Genomic DNA, 17057 nt, shown 5'->3' on the forward strand with positions numbered 1-17057 from the left:
ATCAGCCTCCGACGTAGGCGGCGAGGTGCTGCCCGGTCAGCGTGGACGCGTCGGCGGCGAGCTCGGCGGGCGTCCCCTCGAACACCACCCGGCCGCCGTCGTACCCGGCGCCCGGCCCCAGGTCGATGATCCGGTCGGCGTGCGCCATCACCGCCTGGTGGTGCTCGATCACGATCACCGACAGGCCGGAGTCGACGAGCCGGTCCAGCAGGGCCAGCAGCTGCTCGACGTCGGCGAGGTGCAGTCCGGTGGTCGGCTCGTCCAGGACGTAGATCCGGCCCTTCTCCCCCATGTTGACGGCCAGCTTGAGCCGCTGCCGCTCGCCGCCGGACAGCGTGGTCAGCGGCTGGCCGAGGGTGAGGTAGCCGAGCCCGACGTCGGCCAGCCGTTCCAGGATCTTGTGCGCGGCGGGCGTCCGGGCCTCGCCGGCACCGAAGAACTTCTCGGCCTCGGCGACCGGCATCGCCAGCACCTCGCTGATGTCCCGCCCGCCGAAGCGGTACTCCAGCACCGAGGAGTCGAACCGGCGGCCCTCGCACACCTCGCAGGTGGTCGCCACGCCCGCCATCATCGCCAGGTCGGTGTAGACGACCCCGGCGCCGTTGCAGTTCGGGCAGGCCCCCTCGGAGTTGGCGCTGAACAGGGCCGGCTTCACCCCGTTGGCCTTCGCGAACGCCTTGCGGATCGGCTCGAGCAGCCCGGTGTAGGTGGCCGGGTTGCTGCGCCGCGATCCCTTGATCGCGCCCTGGTCGACCACGACGACGCCGTCGCGCCCGGCGACGGACCCGTGGATCAGCGAACTCTTGCCGGACCCGGCCACCCCGGTGATGACGGTGAGCACGCCCAGCGGGACGTCGACGTCGACCCCCTGCAGGTTGTGGCTGTCCGCGCCGCGGATCTCCAGCGCGCCGGACGGCGTCCGCACCGACTCCTTGATCCGCGCCCGGTCGTCGAGGTGCCGGCCGGTGAGGGTGCCGCTGGACCGCAGACCGGCGACCGTGCCCTCGTAGACGACCTGGCCGCCGTCGGTCCCGGCCCGCGGGCCGAGATCGACGACGTGATCGGCGATCACGATCGTCTCCGGCTTGTGCTCGACGACGAGCACGGTGTTCCCCTTGTCCCGCAACCGCAGCAGCAGGTCGTTCATCCGCGCGATGTCGTGCGGGTGCAGGCCGATCGTCGGCTCGTCGAACACGTAGGTGACGTCGGTGAGCGACGATCCGAGATGCCGGATCATCTTGGTGCGCTGCGCCTCGCCGCCGGACAGGGTGCCGGCCGGGCGGTCCAGCGACAGGTAGCCGAGCCCGATCTCGACGAACGAGTCCAGGGTCTCCCGCAGCGAGGCGAGCAGCGGGGCGACACCCCGCGCGGCCGACTCGCCTTCCAGCCCGCGGACCCACTCGGCGAGGTCGTTGATCTGCATCGCGCAGGCGTCGGCGATGTTGATGCCGCCGATCCGCGACGAGCGGGCGAGCTCGGAGAGCCGGGTGCCCTCGCAGTCCGGGCAGGTGCGGAACACGATCGCCCGGTCCACGAACGCCCGGATGTGCGGCTGCATCGCCTCCCGGTCCTTGGCCAGGAACGACTTCTCGATCCGCGGGATCAGCCCCTCGAAGGTGACGTTGACGCCGTCCACCTTGATCCGGGTCGGCTCCTTGTAGAGCAGCGCGTCGAGCTGCGGCTTCGTGAACGACGAGATCGGCTTGTCGCCGGGGAAGAAGCCGGAGCCGGCGAAGATCCGCCCGTACCAGCCGTCGACCGAGTAGTTCGGGATGGTGAGGGCACCCTCGACGATCGACTTCGAGTCGTCGTAGAGGGCGGTGAGGTCGAAGTCGGAGACGTTGCCGCGGCCCTCGCAGCGCGGGCAGGCGCCGCCGATGATCTCGAACTCGCGGCGCTCCTTGATCTGCCGGCCGCCCTTCTCGACGGTCACCGCGCCGCTGCCGCTGATCGAGGCGACGTTGAACGAGAACGCCTTCGCCGAGCCGACGTGCGGCTCCCCGATCCGGCTGAACAGGATCCGCAGCAGCGCACCGACGTCGGTCGCGGTGCCGACGGTGGAGCGGACGTCGCCGCCCATCCGCTCCTGGTCGACGATGATCGCGGTGGTCAGCCCGTCCAGCAGGTCGACGTCCGGCCGGGCCTGGGTCGGCATGAACCCCTGCACGAACGTGCTATACGTCTCGTTGATCATCCGCTGGGACTCGGCGGCGATCGTCGCGAACACCAGCGAACTCTTGCCGGAGCCGGAGACGCCGGTGAACACGGTCAGCCGCCGTTTCGGCAGCTCCACGCTGACGTCGCGCAGGTTGTTCTCCCGCGCGCCGTGCACCCGGATCAGGTCGTGGCTGTCGGCGGCGTGCCGCTCGGACGTGCTCATTCGGTGGTCCCCCCTGGTCGTGCGGTGCGCCCGATGCCCCGGGACCGCTCACGAGATCCGGACCATGGTGCCCGCCCGGACGGTCACCGTCACGCTATGAGGGGCGGGTCCCGCCGCGCTTCTCGATTCCTGACCACTACGGCGTGGTGATCGATGCCCGCCTACGGCGTGGTGAGGAACGCCCGCAGCTCGGCCGCCGTCTCCGCCGGTCGTTCCAGGTAGACCATGTGGCCGGTGTCGAACGGGCGCACCGTGAGGTCGTCACCGAGCTCGGCCCGGCACGCGTCCAGCCACCCGTCGCGGACGAAGTCGGCGCCGGTGGCGGGCAGCACCAGGGTCGGCAGGCCGGCCGGTGGGACGACCGCCGGGCGGGCCATCTCCGACCAGGCCACGACCACCGAGGCCCGCGAGTAGCGCCAGCGCAGCGCGCCGTCGCGCTCCGCCAGGTGGTCGGCCAGCTCGGCGTCGACGAGCTCGCCGGACACCCCCGGCCAGGTCGCGACCCGGTCGGCGCGGGCCGCCGCGACGTCGGTCCAGGACTGGTCGGCGCGGAACTCCTCGGCCCGCTCCAGCATGTCGTCCGGGTCCAGGCCGATCGCCGGGTCGATCAGCACGAGCCGGCTCACCCGGTCCGGCGCGGTGCGGGCGAGGTGGGTGGCGATCGCACCACCGAACGAGTGCCCGACGACGGCGGCCCGCCCGATCCCGAGCCCGTCCAGCACGTCGAGCACGTCGGCGACGTGCCGCTCCAGGTTCCACGGCGGCGCCCAGGGGGATCGGCCGTGCCCGCGGACGTCGACGCTGATCCAGCGCAGCTGCGGGCACGCGTCGAACAGCGGGCGGAACCGCAGGCCGTGCCCGGTGACGCCGTGCACGGCGAGCACCGGCGGGCCGTCGGGGTCACCGGCGTGATGGACGTTGAGCAGCATGCGGGGATCGTCGCACCGGCGGGTCGCCGGGCACGTCGCCGGGCGGCGGTCCGGGGCTCGGCGCCACCCTCCGCGCACCCCGTGCACGGCGCCGCACCGGGTACCGGGGGTGCGCGATCGCCCTGGAGGTGCGGGACGGCGCCAGGGGTGCGACGCCGGCCCTCCGCACGACGCGCGCCCGCGGCACGACCGGGTGTGCGCCGCGGTTCGTTCCGCGGAACGCGCCCGGGCACACGGCAGGATGGGCCGATCATGACCGAGCTCGCGGTGATCGTCCTGCTCATCCTGTCCTTCGTCGTGCCCCTGCTGCTGGCCGTCGGCGTGTGCCTGTTCGTCCGGCGCCGCATCCGGACCGATCCGCGCCGGCTCGGCAACGCCTACTGGCTGCTGCTCGCCGCGCTGCTCGTCGGCAACGCGGCCGCGACGCTCGGGATCGTCGGGAGCAACCCGGTGGTCGCGACCGGGGTGTTCCTGGCCGTCGTCTCCCCGCTGATCGCGCTGGTCTTCGCCGGGTTCCTGCTGCTCAACGGCGTGGTCATGCTGCGCCGGGAACGGGTGAGCGCGGGCAACTCGCTGTCCCTGCTGGCCGGGCTGGCGATCGTCGCGCTGCTGGTGGTGACGGTGCCGGTGCTGCTGAACGGGACGCCGTGGATGCGCGCCCTGTGGCTGTTCTGCACGGTGACGGCGCTGCTGCTCGGGTTCCAGTTCGTCGCGTTCCTCGGCTACGCGCGGCTCTACGCCTGGCTGGTGCACGACCGGCCGGCGGACTGGGTGCTGGTGCTCGGGTCGGGGCTGCGCGGCAGCGAGGTGCCACCGCTGCTGGCCTCCCGGATCCGGACCGGGATGGACGAGTTCGACCGGCGGTCGGCCCGGCTGCTCGTGCTGTCCGGCGGCAAGGGCAGCGACGAGCAGCTCGCCGAGGGCGAGGCGATGCGCCGGTGGGCGATCGCGCACGGCGCCGACCCGGCCGCGCTGCGCACCGAGACGGAGTCCCGCAACACCGAGCAGAACCTGCGGTTCTCCGACACCCTGGTGCGCGACGAGGTGTCCGGCAGCGGCCTGATCGTCACCAGCAACTACCACGCGTTCCGGGCCGCGGTGCTGGCCCGCAGGCTCGGCATCGACGCACAGGCGGTCGGCGCCCCGACCGCCGGGTACTACTGGCCGAGCGCCGTGCTGCGCGAGTTCGTCGCGATCCTGCGCGAGCACCGGGTGCGCAACCTGGTACTGCTGGTGCTGGTGTGCGTCCCGGCGCCGCTCGCGATGCTGCTGGCCGCCTGACCGGCCGTCACGATCACCGAGATGCAGATCAGCGGGCCGCACCCGGCGGATCCGGCCCGCTGATCTGCATCTCGGCGGGCCGCCTCACCGGTCGTGCCCGGACCAGTACCGCTCCAGCTCCGGGCCGAGCGGCCCGGCGTCCTGCATCGGCAGCGAGTGCGTCGTCCCCGGCCGGACGATCACCGGGTCGATGCCCAGCGCACTGGCCCGCTCCGCGGCCTGCGCGCCACCGGCCAGCGACCGGTCCCCGGCGATGTCGATCCGCACCGGCATCCGCAGCGACCGCCACTCGTCGTCGGTGAGGGTGCGCGGCACCAGGGTGACGGCCGCGTAGTGCCGGGCCCCCTCGTCGATCATCACCGACATCGGCGTGCGCTCCCGCACCTCCTCGACGGTGACGCCGCCGATCTCGGCCATCGCCCGGTCCTTCCAGGACTGCGGCACGGGCACCAGCAGCAGCGTCGACCACAGGTAGGTCGACGCGGGGAGCCCGTGCAGCACCAGCACCGGTTCGAGCAGCGTCAGCGACGCCACCCGGCCCGGGTGGGCGAGTGCGTGCGCGGTCGCGGTGGCCGCACCGAACGAGTGCCCGACGACGTGCGCCCGGTCCAGCCCGAGCCCGGCGAGCGCCTGCTCGACCCAGGTGGCCTGTTCGTCGAACGAGGTGAGCGGCACCGACTGGAGCGACATCCCGGAGTCGCCGATCGCGTCCATCGCGTAGACGGTGCGATCACCGATCCAGTGCCCCAGGTTCTCCCCCCACATCGGCGCGCCGGACCGGATGCCGGGCAGCAGCACCACCGGCAGCGGGTCGCCGGACGACGGACCGGTGACCCGCCACTCGTAGACCCGCACGCTGCCGTGGTCGACGGCGACGTCGTGCACGGCGCTCGGTGCGGGCAGCGTCGCCATCACCCCGTCGTACGCGGCGCGGTAGGCGTCCCGGCCCTGCTCGCTGCGCCAGTGCCCGACGGTCGGCTCCGGCGCGACCAGCGAGACGACCTTGTCGACCACCAGCCAGCCCACCACCAGCACCGCGACGACGCTCAGGAACCGGCGCACGGGAACACCTCCGTCAATACGATTGTATTGACGGCGACTCTAATACAGTCGTATCGATCTCGCCTACAGTGGCACCCATGGCCTCCGACGACCGCCGGGCGGCGATCATCCACGCCGTCTGGCAGGTGATCGCCGAGCGCGGCATGGCGGCGGTGTCCATGCGCACCGTCGCCGCCGCCGCGGGCGTCTCGGTCGGCCGGATCCAGTACTGGTTCGCGAGCAAGGACGAGCTCGTCCGGGCCGGTCTGGCGGCGATGCTCACCGGCGCCGCCGAGCAGCACGCGGACGCGACGGCCGGTGCCGACGACCGCGAGCAGCTGTGGCAGCTCGTCGGGCACCCGATCCCGCGCACCGCGGCCGAGCGCGCGGGCGTCTCGGTGTTCCACCAGTACGCCGCCGCCGCGATCAGCCATCCGGCGCTCGCCGCGATGCTGGCCGACGCGAAGGACGGTCAGGAGCGCGCGGCCGCCCGGCTGGTCACCGCGATCGCCCCCGCGCTCGACGACCCGCTCGCCGCGGCCCGGGCACTGATCGCCACCGCGGACGGGCTGACCGTGCGCGTGCTGATCGGCGGGCTGTCCGCGGACGACGCCGAGCGCGCGCTGCGGGACGCGCTGCACCGGCTCACCGGCTGACCGGCCGGCCGGCACCGACGACCGCGAACGCGTCCGCGAGCGCGGCCCGGACCTGCGCGATCGCCGGATGCCCCGCGGACACCAGCCGCGCCGAGGTGAACAGCTCGCGGTGCGACGGGCCGGCGAGCCCGATCAGCCGCACGCCGTCCCGGTTCCCGGTCCACACCAGGTCCGGCAGCAGGCTCACCGCGTGCCCGGCCCGGACCAGGTGCACGTGGATCTCCAGGTCGGCGGAGTCGAACCGGATGTCGGGCTCGAACCCGGCCGCCCGGCACTGCTGCACCGCCCACTGCCGCGCGGCGGTCCCCGCCGGCTCCATCACCCAGGGCAGGTCCCGGGCGTCGGCGAGGCCGGTCACCCCGGAGCCCGCGGCGACCGCGAGCCGCACCGGATCGGTGCCGAGCGGCTCGCGGTCCAGCGTGGCCCGGTGCGACCGGCTGTGGCCGGGGTACTGCTCGGCGACGGCGACGTCGAACCCGCGGGTCTCCAGCTCGGCCAGTCCGGTCTCGGGCGGGACCACCGACGCCTCCAGCCGCAGGTGCGGCGCGGTGCCCCGCAACCGGGTCAGCGCATGCGGCAGCAGCGCCCGGGCCGTCGTCTCCAGTGTCGCCAGGCGCACCGTCTCGCCGACCGGCTCCGCCGAGGCCAGCCTGCTCCGGACCCGTTCCTCCAGGTCGAGGACCTCCGCCGCGTGCCGGGCGACCAGCTCGCCGGGCGGGGTCAGCCGGAGCCTGCGCCCGTCCGATTCGAGCAGCCGGACCCCGACCTCCTCCTCCAGCTTCGCCAGCTGCTGGGACACGCTCGACGGCGCGTAGTTGAGCGTGCGCGCCACCTCGGTCACGGTCCCCCGCAGGCTGAGCTCGTGCAGCAGCCGGAGCCGGTGGAGATCCCACATCGGTCACACCTTTCGGTCGAACCGAATAATAGCGTTCACTTATCGTCGCTTTTGTCGACGTATGTGGGCTGGGACTCTCGTCTTCCCGGGAACGGCGGACGAGCGGAGGGGTGCAGCGTGAGCGTGACGAACGGCGTCGTGATCGACGAGGAGCTGGCGACCGAGGCGGTCGCGCTGGTGCGGCGCTGGCTGGAGGCCGCCCGGCAGGAACCGGTCGACCGCTCCGCCCGCCGGCTGGCGGACGTGCTGCAGGACCCGGACGGGCTCGCCTTCACGGTCGGCTTCGTCGACGGCGTGATCCGGCCGGAGGACCCGCGGGCCGCCGCCCGGCACCTGGCGACCCTGGTCCCGATCGTCCCGCGCTTCCTGCCGTGGCCGCTGCGCACCGCGATCCGGGCCGGCGCGGTCGCCGGCCGGGTGGCGCCCGGCGTCGTCGTCCCGGTGGCCAGGGCCGCACTGCGCCGGATGGTCCGCCATCTCGTCGTAGACGCCTCCGAGAGCCGGCTCGGCCCGGCGATCCGGCGGATCCGCCGCGACCGTCCGGGCACCCGGCTGAACGTCAACCTGCTCGGCGAGGCCATCCTCGGCCGCGACGAGGCGGACCGCCGGGTCGAGGGCACCCGCGCGCTGCTCGCCCGCGACGACGTCGACTACGTCTCGATCAAGGTCTCGTCCACCGTCGCGCCGCACGACCCGTGGTCGTTCGACGCCGCCGTCGCCGACGCCGTCGACGCGCTCGCCCCGCTCTACCGGCTGGCCCGCTCCGCGCCCGGCGGCCCGAAGTTCCTCAACCTCGACATGGAGGAGTACCGCGATCTCGACCTGACCCTCGCCGTGTTCACCACGCTGCTGGAGCGCCCCGAGTTCCACGACCTGCCGGCCGGGATCGTGCTGCAGGCGTACCTGCCGGACGCGCTCGGCGCGATGGTCCGGCTGCAGGAGTGGGCGGCCGCGCGGGTCGCCTACGGCGGCGCCCCGATCAAGGTCCGGGTGGTGAAGGGCGCGAACCTGCCGATGGAGCGGGTCGACGCCGAGCTGCACGGCTGGCCGCTCGCGACCTGCGGCAGCAAGCAGGAGTCCGACGCGTCGTACAAGGCGGTGCTGGACTACGCGCTGCGCCCCGAGCACACCGCCGCCGTCCGGATCGGGGTGGCCGGGCACAACCTGTTCGACATCGCGCTGGCCCGGCTGCTCGCCGGGCGTCGCGGCTGCCTCGACGGGATGGACGTCGAGATGCTGCTCGGCATGGCGACCGCGCAGGCCGCCGCGGTGCGCGCCGAGGTCGGGTCGCTGCTGCTCTACACCCCCGTCGTGCACCCGCAGGAGTTCGACGTCGCGATCGCCTACCTGGTCCGCAGGCTCGAGGAGGGCGCGTCCCGGGAGAACTTCATGTCCGCCGCGTTCGACATCGACCGCGATCACGACCTGTTCGAGCGCGAGCGCGACCGGTTCCTGGCCTCGGTCGCGACCGTCCCCACCTCGGTGCCCGCGCCGAACCGGGTACAGGACCGCAGCCGTCCCGAACCGGCCGCGCCCACCGACGGCTTCACCAACACCCCGGACACCGACACCGCCGTCGCCGCGAACCGCGCCTGGGGCGACGCGATCCGCGCCCGGATGCGCGACAGCGCGCTCGGCGCCGGCACCGCGGACGCCGGCCGGGTGCACACCCCGACCCAGCTCGACGACGTCGTGACCGGCGCCCGCGACGCCGGCCCGGCCTGGCACGGGCTGGGCGCCGACCGGCGCGCGGAGATCCTGCACCGGGCCGGTGACGAGCTGGCCGCCCGGCGCGCCGATCTGCTGGAGGTCATGGGCGCCGAGTGCGGCAAGGTGCTGGAGCAGGGCGATCCTGAGGTCAGCGAGGCGATCGACTTCGCCCACTACTACGCCGACCAGGCCCGCCGGCTCGACGACGTCGCGGGCGCCCGCTTCTCCCCCGCCGCACTGACCGTGGTGACGCCGCCGTGGAACTTTCCGGTGGCGATCCCGGCCGGATCGACGCTGGCCGCGCTCGCCGCCGGCTCACCGGTCGTCCTCAAGCCGGCCGACCAGGCCCGGCGCAGCGCGGCCGTGGTCGCCGAGGCGCTGTGGGCGGCGGGCGTCCCGCGCGAGGTACTGCGCTACGTCCAGCTCGACGAGAACGAGCTCGGCTCCGCGCTGATCACCCATCCCGCCGTCGAGCGGGTGGTGCTCACCGGCGCCTACGAGACGGCCGAGCTGTTCCGCTCGATGCGCCCCGATCTGCCGCTGCTGGCCGAGACCAGCGGCAAGAACGCGATCATCGTGACCCCCGCGGCGGATCTCGACCTGGCCGCGAAGGACGTCGCCCGCTCCGCGTTCGGGCACGCCGGGCAGAAGTGCTCGGCCGCGTCGCTGGTCGTCCTGGTCGGCTCGGTCGCGACGTCCCGGCGGTTCCGGCGCCAGCTCGTCGACGCCGTGACCTCGCTGCACGTCGACCTGCCCTGGACCGAGCGCGCCCAGGTCGGCCCGCTGATCGAGCCGGCATCGGGCAAGCTGCTGTCCGCGCTGACCACGACCGGGCCCGGCGAGAGCTGGGTGATCACACCCGAGCGGCTCGACGAGCGCGGGACGATGTGGCGGCCGGGAGTGCGCGAGGGCGTCGCGCCGGGCTCCGAGTTCCACCTCACCGAGTACTTCGGCCCGGTGCTCGGGATCATGACCGCCGACACCCTCGACGAGGCGATCGGGCTGGTCAACCGGGTCGAGTACGGACTCACCTCCGGCCTGCACTCGCTCGACGGGACCGAGATCGACACCTGGCTGCGCACCGTCGAGGCCGGGAACCTCTACGTCAACCGCGGGATCACCGGGGCGATCGTGCAGCGCCAGCCGTTCGGCGGCTGGAAGAAGGCCGCCGTCGGCACCGGCACGAAGGCGGGCGGGCCGAGCTACCTGTTCGGCTTCGGGATCTGGTCCGACCACCCGGTCAGCGCCACCGGTACCCGGGCCGATCCGCTCGCGGACCGGGTGCTCGACGTCGCGCTGCCCGACGCCGACCGGGACTGGCTGCGCGGCGCGCTGGCGACCGATGCGGACGCCTGGGCGGCCGGCTACGGCATCGCTCACGACGCGACCGGCCTGACCTGCGAGCACAACGTGCTGCGCTACCACCCGGTGCCGGTCACCGTCCGGTACGCGACCGGCCGCCCGGTGGAGCTGCTGCGGATCGTCGCCGCCGGTCTGCGCGCGTCGGCGCCGCCGACCGTCAGCGCCGCCGCGCCGCTGCCCGCCGCGCTGGACGCGCACCTGGCCCGGCTCGGCGTGACCGTCCTGGTGGAGGACGACGCCGCGTGGCACGACCGGCTGCGCACCCTCGCCGCCGGCGGCGGCCGGGTCCGGCTCGTCGGCGACCGTGCGGCGGACGTCGCCGGGGTGACCGGCGGCTCGCCGGCGCTGGCCGTGTACGACGGCCCGGTCGTCACCGCCGGGCGGGTCGAGCTGCTGACCTTCCTGCGCGAGCAGGCCGTGTCGGTCACCGCGCACCGGTTCGGCACGCCGCACCCGGTGCCGGTCCCGGCCGCCGTCCCCACCCTCGTCTGACCCGTACAGCGAACAGAGACGTTCGTGATGCACGACCAGACCTTCCAGATCGTCGCGCTCGTCGTCTACTTCGCGGTGATGATGGGAATCGGCTACTACGCGTACCGGCAGACCGCCGACCACGAGGGCTACATGCTCGCCGGGCGCAAGCTGCCCCGTGGACGGCCGCGCTCAGCGCCGGGGCGTCCGACATGTCCGGCTGGCTGATGATGGGCCTGCCCGGGGCGATCTACGCGGCCGCGCTGATCGAGGCGTGGATCGCGATCAGGCTGACCGCCGGCGCCTACCTGAACTGGCGCTTCGTGGCGCCGCGGCTGCGCTCCTACACCGAGGTGGCGCGGAACTCGATCACCATCCCGAGCTTCTTCGAGAACCGGCTGCACGACACGTCGCGGTCGCTGCGGGTCGCCTCCGGCGCGATCGTGCTGGTCTTCTTCACCTTCTACGTCTCGTCGATGATGGTGGCCGGCGGGGAGTTCTTCCAGCTCGCGTTCGGCGGGTCGACGCCGCGTCCGCCGGACCGGCCCGCCGGGTCGGGATGAGCTGGATGATCCTGTCCCTGCTCGGCGCGGTCGCCTGCGGCGTCGTCGGCATCGCGTTCTTCTTCCACACCACGCCGAACGAGCTCGACAATCCCGAGCTCGTCGTGCTCGCGATGTCCCAGATCCTGCCGCACCCGCTGGTCGTCGGCTTCGTGTTCGCCGCCGCGCTGGCCGCGATCATGAGCACCCTGTCGAGCCAGCTGATCGTCAGCTCGTCGGCGTTCGTCGAGGACCTCTACAAGGTCGTCGGGCGGGACACCTCGCCGCGCACCCTGATGGTCCTCGGCCGGTCCTGCGTGCTGGCGGTCGCGGTGATCGCCGCTGTGATCGCGCTCGACCCGGGCGGCACCATCCTCGATCTCGTCGCGTTCGCCTGGGCCGGGTTCGGCGCGTCCTTCGGCCCGGCGATCCTGCTGTGCCTGTTCTGGCGCGGGCTGACCGACTGGGGTGCGCTCGCCGGCATGGTCGGCGGGGCGGTCACCGTGTTCGTCTGGGACACCTGGGCCCCGCCGATCGCGGGTGTCGAGCTGTACGAGATCGCGCCGGGATTCGCGGTGAACGTGCTGCTGGCGGTGGTCGTGAGCAGGCTGACCCACGTCCCGAACGCCGAGATCGAGCGGGAGTTCGACGACGCCGCCGCGATCGCCGCGGGCCGCGACGTCACCGCGGCGCGCTGATCCCTGCCGCCCGCGGGGTCGCGTCGGCGCGGGCCCGTGGCACGCCGATCCCGGCGGGGGTCAGAGCCCGGCCGGGGCGGCGGCCCGGGAGAACAGGTCGCCGTCGAGGTAGACGTCCCAGTCGGCGCCGGTCAGGCCGTGCCCGCCGGAACGCAGGTGGTAGCTCATCGCCGGACCGCGGTGGGCGCGGTCGGTCTCGGGCCGCCAGTCGTCCGAGCCGAGGCCGGTGTCCCCCAGGCCGTACAGCTCGTAGACCCGGGCGGCGCCGACGTAGGCGAGGAACTCGCCCTGTGGATCGGCGTTGGAGTCGTCGGTGGCGCTGCCGACGACCAGGCGTCGCGGCGCGACGAGCCCCATCAGCTCGTGCTGGTCGACCGGCAGCGCGCTCTCGTTGTCGTTGTACTCGCGGTAGGTCTGCGGGAACCAGTGCGGGAACGAGCTGTTGATCCGGGCGACCGTCTCGGCGCCCACCCCGCCGTCGCCGCGGCGGGCGAGCTTGGCGCCGGTCGATCCGGAGTTGTTGGTGATGACGGCGGCGAACCGGGTGTCCTGCGCACCCGCCCACAGCGACGCCTTCCCGCTGCGCGAGTGGCCGATCACGCCGACCTTCGTGGGGTCGATGTCCGGATCGGTCTCCAGGTAGTCCATCGCCCGGCTGGCGCCCCAGGCCCAGGCGCTGATCGCGCGGCCGGCGTCGTCGGGCAGGTCCCGGCCGGACGGGTGGAACAGGTTGATGACGCCGTCGCGGTAGCTGCCGCTGTCGTCGGGGGCGAGATCGTTCGCGTCGATGACGGCGAACGCGTACCCGGCGCCGGTGATCGTCGAGACGGGTGCGTAGCCCGACGACTGGCCGGGATCGTCGCCGACCGATCCGCGGTGGTCGATCATCAGGAAGGTGCCGCGCGGCGGGCCGTCGCCCTGTGGGACGAACAGCCGCAGGTCAAAGCTGCCGGAGCCCTCGGGCCCGGTGACGCCGATCGTGACGGTCTTGCGCATGGTGTCACCGGTGTCGGAAGTGGACACGTCGAACGTCTGCTCCGTCAGGAGCGGCAGGCTCTCCCCGTACACGTGCTCCCGGAAATCGGCCAGCAATTCCTCGCGGCGGACGTTCTCCCACGATTCCGGGCCGTCCACTGCGTTTCCGTCTTGCAATCGCAATGGGTTCGGATAATCGTCCCCGCCGAGCGGGATCGTGGCGTCGGCGAGCACCTCGACCAGTCCGTCGCCGAGACCGTCGAGGTCGACCAGGGCGTCGAGGTCGCTGCCGCGCTCCGCGGACGTACCGACCGGTACCTCCGCCGCCGCTGCGACCTGCGGCATCGCGATCCCGCCCGTCGCGAACACCGCCACGGTGAGGAGCAGCGCCCGCGCGCTCCTCGCGGCGGCGCACTGTCGGTCGGATCGGTCGTGCCGACGACTGGGAATGTGCATCGAACGTGATCGTACCCGAGAATCACTGCCCGATCGGGTCATTCTCAATCATCGAACGAATGACTCCGGACACCGTCCGCTACGCAGGTGCGGAAGTGCGGACAGAAGGCTGCGCAATTCTCACTGGAACGGTCGACCCCGATGGCGGGACGGAACCACGAACGGGGCACCTCGATCGCCGTCGGAACCCGCCCCGCCCACCGGTGAGACCGCCCCGCCCGTCGCCGCGGCACTCCCCTGTCCGGATCCCGACGGCAGGTGCACCGGACGTCACGGGACCCGGGCCGACCCCACCCCGCATCCGCCGCCTCGACCACGCCGCGGTCAGCACGCTCGCCGTCGCGCAGCGGCGTGGCCTCTCCATCGAGCGCGGCTACCGCTCCCCCGCCGCCGCGCTGGCCGACCTGCTGGGCTGGGACCCCGGCGCGCGCGGCCCATGCCCCCGACGGGGTACCGCTCGAAACCGGGTGGCCGGCGCCCCCAGCTCGACGTCGCCATCCGGCTCGACGAACGTGAACACCGCGCCCCCACCGCCACCCTCGAACACAGCGGGCAGCTCGACCCTGCAGCACCAAGGATGCTCGCCTGCGAGGCCGCCGTGCTGCCCGTCGTGTTCAGCGAGACCGGACAACCACTCGACGTCGGACGCACCAAACGCACCGCGACCCGACTCTCAGCTTCGCGCCGTCACGGCCCGCGACCGTGGCTGCGCGCACCCCGGCTGCGACCGACCACCTTCCTGTTGCGAAGTCCACCACGTCCTGCCCTGGGAACACGGCGGCCCCACCGACCTCGTCAATCTCGTCCCTGCTCTGCAGGATCCACCGCCGCCTCGTCCACCGCTCCCGATGGGAGATCCGGGTGACCGGCGGACGACCCGAGTTCGTCCCACCCGGCTGGATCGACCACAACGCCGCCCGCGCCGCACACCCGACGCCGACCTGGCCGTCCGCCACCCCGCGCACCCGTCGACGCCCGACGACCGCGTCGAGACGGGGGCACCACAGGCCCGGGCGGTCACCTTCGACGAGGTGACCGCCAGCATCACCCCACGATGAGACGACATCGGCCGCGCCGCAAGGCCTCTCCGGCGGTCGGCCACGGTGCCACCACGAACCGGTCGACGACTGTCGAACGATCGACATCGTCGCCGGTGGGCGCCCGATAATGGCTGCTGTGTCCGCTGCATCCGCCCCATCTGCCGTGGCTGCCGTGTCGGCGCTCCTGCTCGTCGCCGTGTTCGCGGTCCTCACGATCTTCCAATGGTCCTCGGCGCGCCGCTCGGCCGGTTCACCTTCGGTGGGCGGTACCCGGGCGTGCTCCCGGCGGGCCTGGGGGTGGCGGCAGGGCTCTCGGTCGTCGTCTACGCGCTGATGGCGACGCTCGCCCTGGACCGGGCCGGCGTCATCACCGTGTATCCCGCGGACGCTTCCCGGATCGGGATGTGGGTGGTGTTCGGGCTCCTCGTGCTCAACACGCTCCCGAACGCCGTATCCCCGTCCCGCAGCGAGCGCCTCGCCATGACGCCGCTGCTGGTCTTCAGGTCCGTGCTGGCGCTGCTGGTCGCACTGGGTTGACCGGCGGCCAGCCGGCAGCATCGGGCGGCGGGACCGGCGCCCAGGACTTGGGCGAGGACAGCACGACCGACGTGGCGGGCTTCCCGAGCCCGTTCAGGTCGTCGATCAGAGGTTCGAGGTCGGGCTGCCGCCGCCCCCGTTCCTGCGCCACCGCTCCTCCTCCCCGGCCTGCCGGCCACCACGATGGCACATCCCGGCCCGCGGCCCTCAGATCACCGCCGAGTAGCCACCGTCGACCACCAGCGAGGCACCGGTGACGTAGCTCGCCAGGTCGCTGCCCAGCCACATCACCGCGTCGGCGATCTCGGACGGTTCGCCCTTGCGGCCGAGCGGGATGCGGATCGGCGATCCCCCGCCCATCTCGACCCGCAGCAGCTCGGTGTCCACCTGTCCGGGGAGCACCACGTTGGCCCGGATCCCGTGCGGGGCGACCGCATCGGCCAACGCGTAGGTGAAGGTCCGGACGGCGCCCTTGGACGCCGAGTAGGTGGACGCCAGTGCGAAGCCCCGTGTCCCCCCGACCGAGGAGATGTTGACGATCGAACCGGCCCGTCCGCCGTCGATCATCGAGCGGGCCGCGGCCTGCGCACCGAAGACGGTGCCCTCCACGTTGACCGCCATCACCCGGCGCAACCGGGCGATGTCGATGTCGAGCAGCGCGACCCGGTCGCTGATCCCGGCGACGTTGACCATCAGGTCCACCCCGCCGAACTCCTCGGCCACGGCCATCAGCCGGGTCAGGGCCGCCGGGTCGGTGACGTCGGTCGGGCAGTGGGTGACCGCGACGCCGGTGGCGGCGACCAGCTCGGCGGTCGACGGGCCGCCGTCGCGGCCGTGCTCGGTGAGGTCGGCGACCACCACGGCGGCGGCGCCCTCCTCGGCCGCACGCACGCAGGTCGCCCGTCCGATCCCGCTGGCCCCGCCGGTGACGACGACGACCTTGCCGGCCAGCAGCGCGTGCCCCTCGCTCATCCGGCGACCGGTGCCGCGGCGGGCTCGTCGAGGGTGACGACGGTAGTCATCGTGCCGACACCGGAGATGGTGGTCACCAGGGTCTCGCCGGGCCGGATCCGCCCCACACCGGGGGGCGCACCGGTGAAGATCAGGTCACCGGGGTTGAGGGTCATCACCGTCGAGGCGTAGGCGACGATCCGTTCGATCGGCGTGATGAGGTCGCGGGTGTTGACCTGCTGGCGGACCTGGCCGTCGACGGTCAGCGTGATGTCCAGGTCCGTCGCGTCGAACTCGTCGTCGAGCACCCGCACGACCGGGCCGAGCGGGCTGAACGTGTCGTAGCTCTTGCGCCGGGAACGGTCGGCCGAGCTGCGCACGGTGATGTCGAGTCCGGCGGTGACACCGAGGACGGCCTCGCGGGCCCGCTCGACGGGGATGTTGCGGCCACCGCTGCCGATGACCACCACCAGCTCGGACTCGTGGTGGATCTCGGTGTCGGCGGCCACCATGTCGGCCGGCAGCCGCACCGGACCGGCCGGCCCGGTCAGCGAGGACGGCGACTTGAGGAAGATGTCGAACTCCATCATCCAGCTCTGGACGGCGCCCAGCGTCCGTTCCTGCACGGCGTGCATCTCGGCGACGTGGTCGGCGTAGTTGCTGGCCGCCGCGATGATCTTGCTGGGGGCGAGCGCGGCGGAGTCCAGCCGAACCTCGCGCAGCTGGTACCGGGTCCCGGCAGCGACGGCGTCGGAGACGGCGGGCCGGAGGGTCTGCCAGTCCCGGCACAGCGCCCGCCACCAGCCGGCGGTGAGCGGGTCCCGGTCGTGGGCACCGACCGCGTCGGAGACGTCCACGACGGTCGGTTCCCCTCCGGACGGTTCCCCGGTGGACTCGTCGAGCACGACCCCGAGCCGGAATCCGTTGAACAGTGCGAGCTTCATCGCGGCGTGTCCTGTCGTCGACGGCGGCCGGCCCAGCCGGCGGACGGGCCGACGCTAGCCGGGCGCCGGCGATGAACTCCAAGTTCCGTAAGGAACCTGGTGATCACCCCAGGTCATCACCCACCTGATCACCTGTGGTGATCAGGTGGGTGGTACTGAGCATCATCGGGCCGCTTCCCCGCGTCTAGT

The 17057-nt window shown here is 73.1% G+C and carries 15 protein-coding genes; 8 read left to right on the forward strand and 7 right to left on the reverse strand.

Annotated features, from left to right (window positions below):
• Position 1: 1 nt before the first annotated feature.
• Together ACVJO7_RS28480 and ACVJO7_RS28485 are read right to left on the reverse strand one after the other, a co-directional pair.
• Positions 2–2380 (reverse strand): ATP-binding cassette domain-containing protein, encoded by a 2379-nt coding sequence (locus ACVJO7_RS28480; RefSeq protein WP_491675458.1) that lies wholly within the window; start codon positions 2378–2380, stop codon positions 2–4.
• A gap of 161 nt (positions 2381–2541) precedes the next feature.
• Complete coding sequence (locus ACVJO7_RS28485; protein ID WP_491675459.1) at positions 2542–3309, reverse strand: alpha/beta fold hydrolase; 768 nt, start codon at positions 3307–3309, stop codon at positions 2542–2544.
• 252 nt (positions 3310–3561) lie between these two features.
• Here ACVJO7_RS28485 and ACVJO7_RS28490 point away from each other — a divergent pair, with 252 nt between their 5' ends.
• Positions 3562–4590 carry a YdcF family protein gene (locus tag ACVJO7_RS28490; RefSeq protein WP_491675460.1) on the forward strand — a complete coding sequence of 343 codons (1029 nt, stop codon included), beginning with the start codon at positions 3562–3564 and terminating at the stop codon, positions 4588–4590.
• An 84-nt stretch (positions 4591–4674) separates the two neighbouring features.
• On the opposite strand, the gene ACVJO7_RS28495 is transcribed toward ACVJO7_RS28490, so the two are convergent.
• Positions 4675–5652, reverse strand: coding sequence for an alpha/beta fold hydrolase (locus tag ACVJO7_RS28495; RefSeq protein WP_491675461.1), 978 nt, complete (start codon positions 5650–5652; stop codon positions 4675–4677).
• 77 nt (positions 5653–5729) lie between these two features.
• On the opposite strand from ACVJO7_RS28495, the gene ACVJO7_RS28500 reads away from it, so the two are divergent.
• Positions 5730–6287, forward strand: coding sequence for a TetR/AcrR family transcriptional regulator (locus ACVJO7_RS28500; RefSeq protein ID WP_491675462.1), 558 nt, complete (start codon positions 5730–5732; stop codon positions 6285–6287).
• Here ACVJO7_RS28500 and ACVJO7_RS28505 read toward each other — a convergent pair.
• Entirely contained in the window at positions 6277–7182 is a 906-nt protein-coding gene (locus ACVJO7_RS28505; protein WP_491675463.1) for a LysR family transcriptional regulator, read from the reverse strand. The two genes, ACVJO7_RS28500 and ACVJO7_RS28505, sit on opposite strands and share 11 nt — an antisense overlap.
• A gap of 117 nt (positions 7183–7299) precedes the next feature.
• On the opposite strand from ACVJO7_RS28505, the gene ACVJO7_RS28510 reads away from it, so the two are divergent.
• Genes ACVJO7_RS28510 through ACVJO7_RS28525 form a run of 4 tightly spaced genes read left to right on the forward strand, consistent with a single transcriptional unit; the run spans position 7300 to position 11965 of the window.
• Positions 7300–10746, forward strand: coding sequence for a proline dehydrogenase family protein (locus ACVJO7_RS28510; protein ID WP_491675464.1), 3447 nt, complete (start codon positions 7300–7302; stop codon positions 10744–10746).
• Positions 10747–10773: 27 nt separating this feature from the next.
• Positions 10774–10953: a hypothetical protein gene (locus ACVJO7_RS28515; protein WP_491675465.1), complete on the forward strand. Its 180-nt coding sequence runs from the start codon at positions 10774–10776 to the stop codon at positions 10951–10953.
• The gene (locus ACVJO7_RS28520; protein ID WP_491675466.1) at positions 10938–11288 is read left to right on the forward strand and encodes a sodium:solute symporter family transporter; all 351 of its coding nucleotides are present in this window, start codon (positions 10938–10940) and stop codon (positions 11286–11288) included. Before ACVJO7_RS28515 ends, ACVJO7_RS28520 begins: the two co-directional genes overlap by 16 nt.
• Positions 11289–11293: 5 nt before the next feature.
• Positions 11294–11965 carry a sodium:solute symporter family transporter gene (locus tag ACVJO7_RS28525; protein ID WP_491675467.1) on the forward strand — a complete coding sequence of 224 codons (672 nt, stop codon included), beginning with the start codon at positions 11294–11296 and terminating at the stop codon, positions 11963–11965.
• A 60-nt stretch (positions 11966–12025) separates the two neighbouring features.
• On the opposite strand, the gene ACVJO7_RS28530 is transcribed toward ACVJO7_RS28525, so the two are convergent.
• Positions 12026–13396 carry a glucuronyl esterase domain-containing protein gene (locus ACVJO7_RS28530; protein ID WP_491675468.1) on the reverse strand — a complete coding sequence of 457 codons (1371 nt, stop codon included), beginning with the start codon at positions 13394–13396 and terminating at the stop codon, positions 12026–12028.
• A gap of 59 nt (positions 13397–13455) precedes the next feature.
• Between ACVJO7_RS28530 and ACVJO7_RS28535 the strand changes: the two genes are divergently transcribed.
• Entirely contained in the window at positions 13456–14454 is a 999-nt protein-coding gene (locus ACVJO7_RS28535; protein WP_491675493.1) for an HNH endonuclease signature motif containing protein, read from the forward strand.
• A 204-nt stretch (positions 14455–14658) separates the two neighbouring features.
• The gene (locus ACVJO7_RS28540; protein ID WP_491675469.1) at positions 14659–14973 is read left to right on the forward strand and encodes a hypothetical protein; all 315 of its coding nucleotides are present in this window, start codon (positions 14659–14661) and stop codon (positions 14971–14973) included.
• A 207-nt stretch (positions 14974–15180) separates the two neighbouring features.
• Here the strand turns inward: ACVJO7_RS28540 and ACVJO7_RS28545 are convergent, their stop codons facing one another.
• Together ACVJO7_RS28545 and ACVJO7_RS28550 are read right to left on the reverse strand one after the other, a co-directional pair.
• On the reverse strand, positions 15181–15945 hold the full coding sequence (locus ACVJO7_RS28545; RefSeq protein WP_491675470.1) for an SDR family NAD(P)-dependent oxidoreductase: 765 nt from the start codon (positions 15943–15945) through the stop codon (positions 15181–15183).
• Positions 15942–16868: a fumarylacetoacetate hydrolase family protein gene (locus ACVJO7_RS28550; protein ID WP_491675471.1), complete on the reverse strand. Its 927-nt coding sequence runs from the start codon at positions 16866–16868 to the stop codon at positions 15942–15944. Before ACVJO7_RS28550 ends, ACVJO7_RS28545 begins: the two co-directional genes overlap by 4 nt.
• Positions 16869–17057 lie beyond the last annotated feature (189 nt).

This window comes from Pseudonocardia sp. DxW (assembly GCF_058448985.1).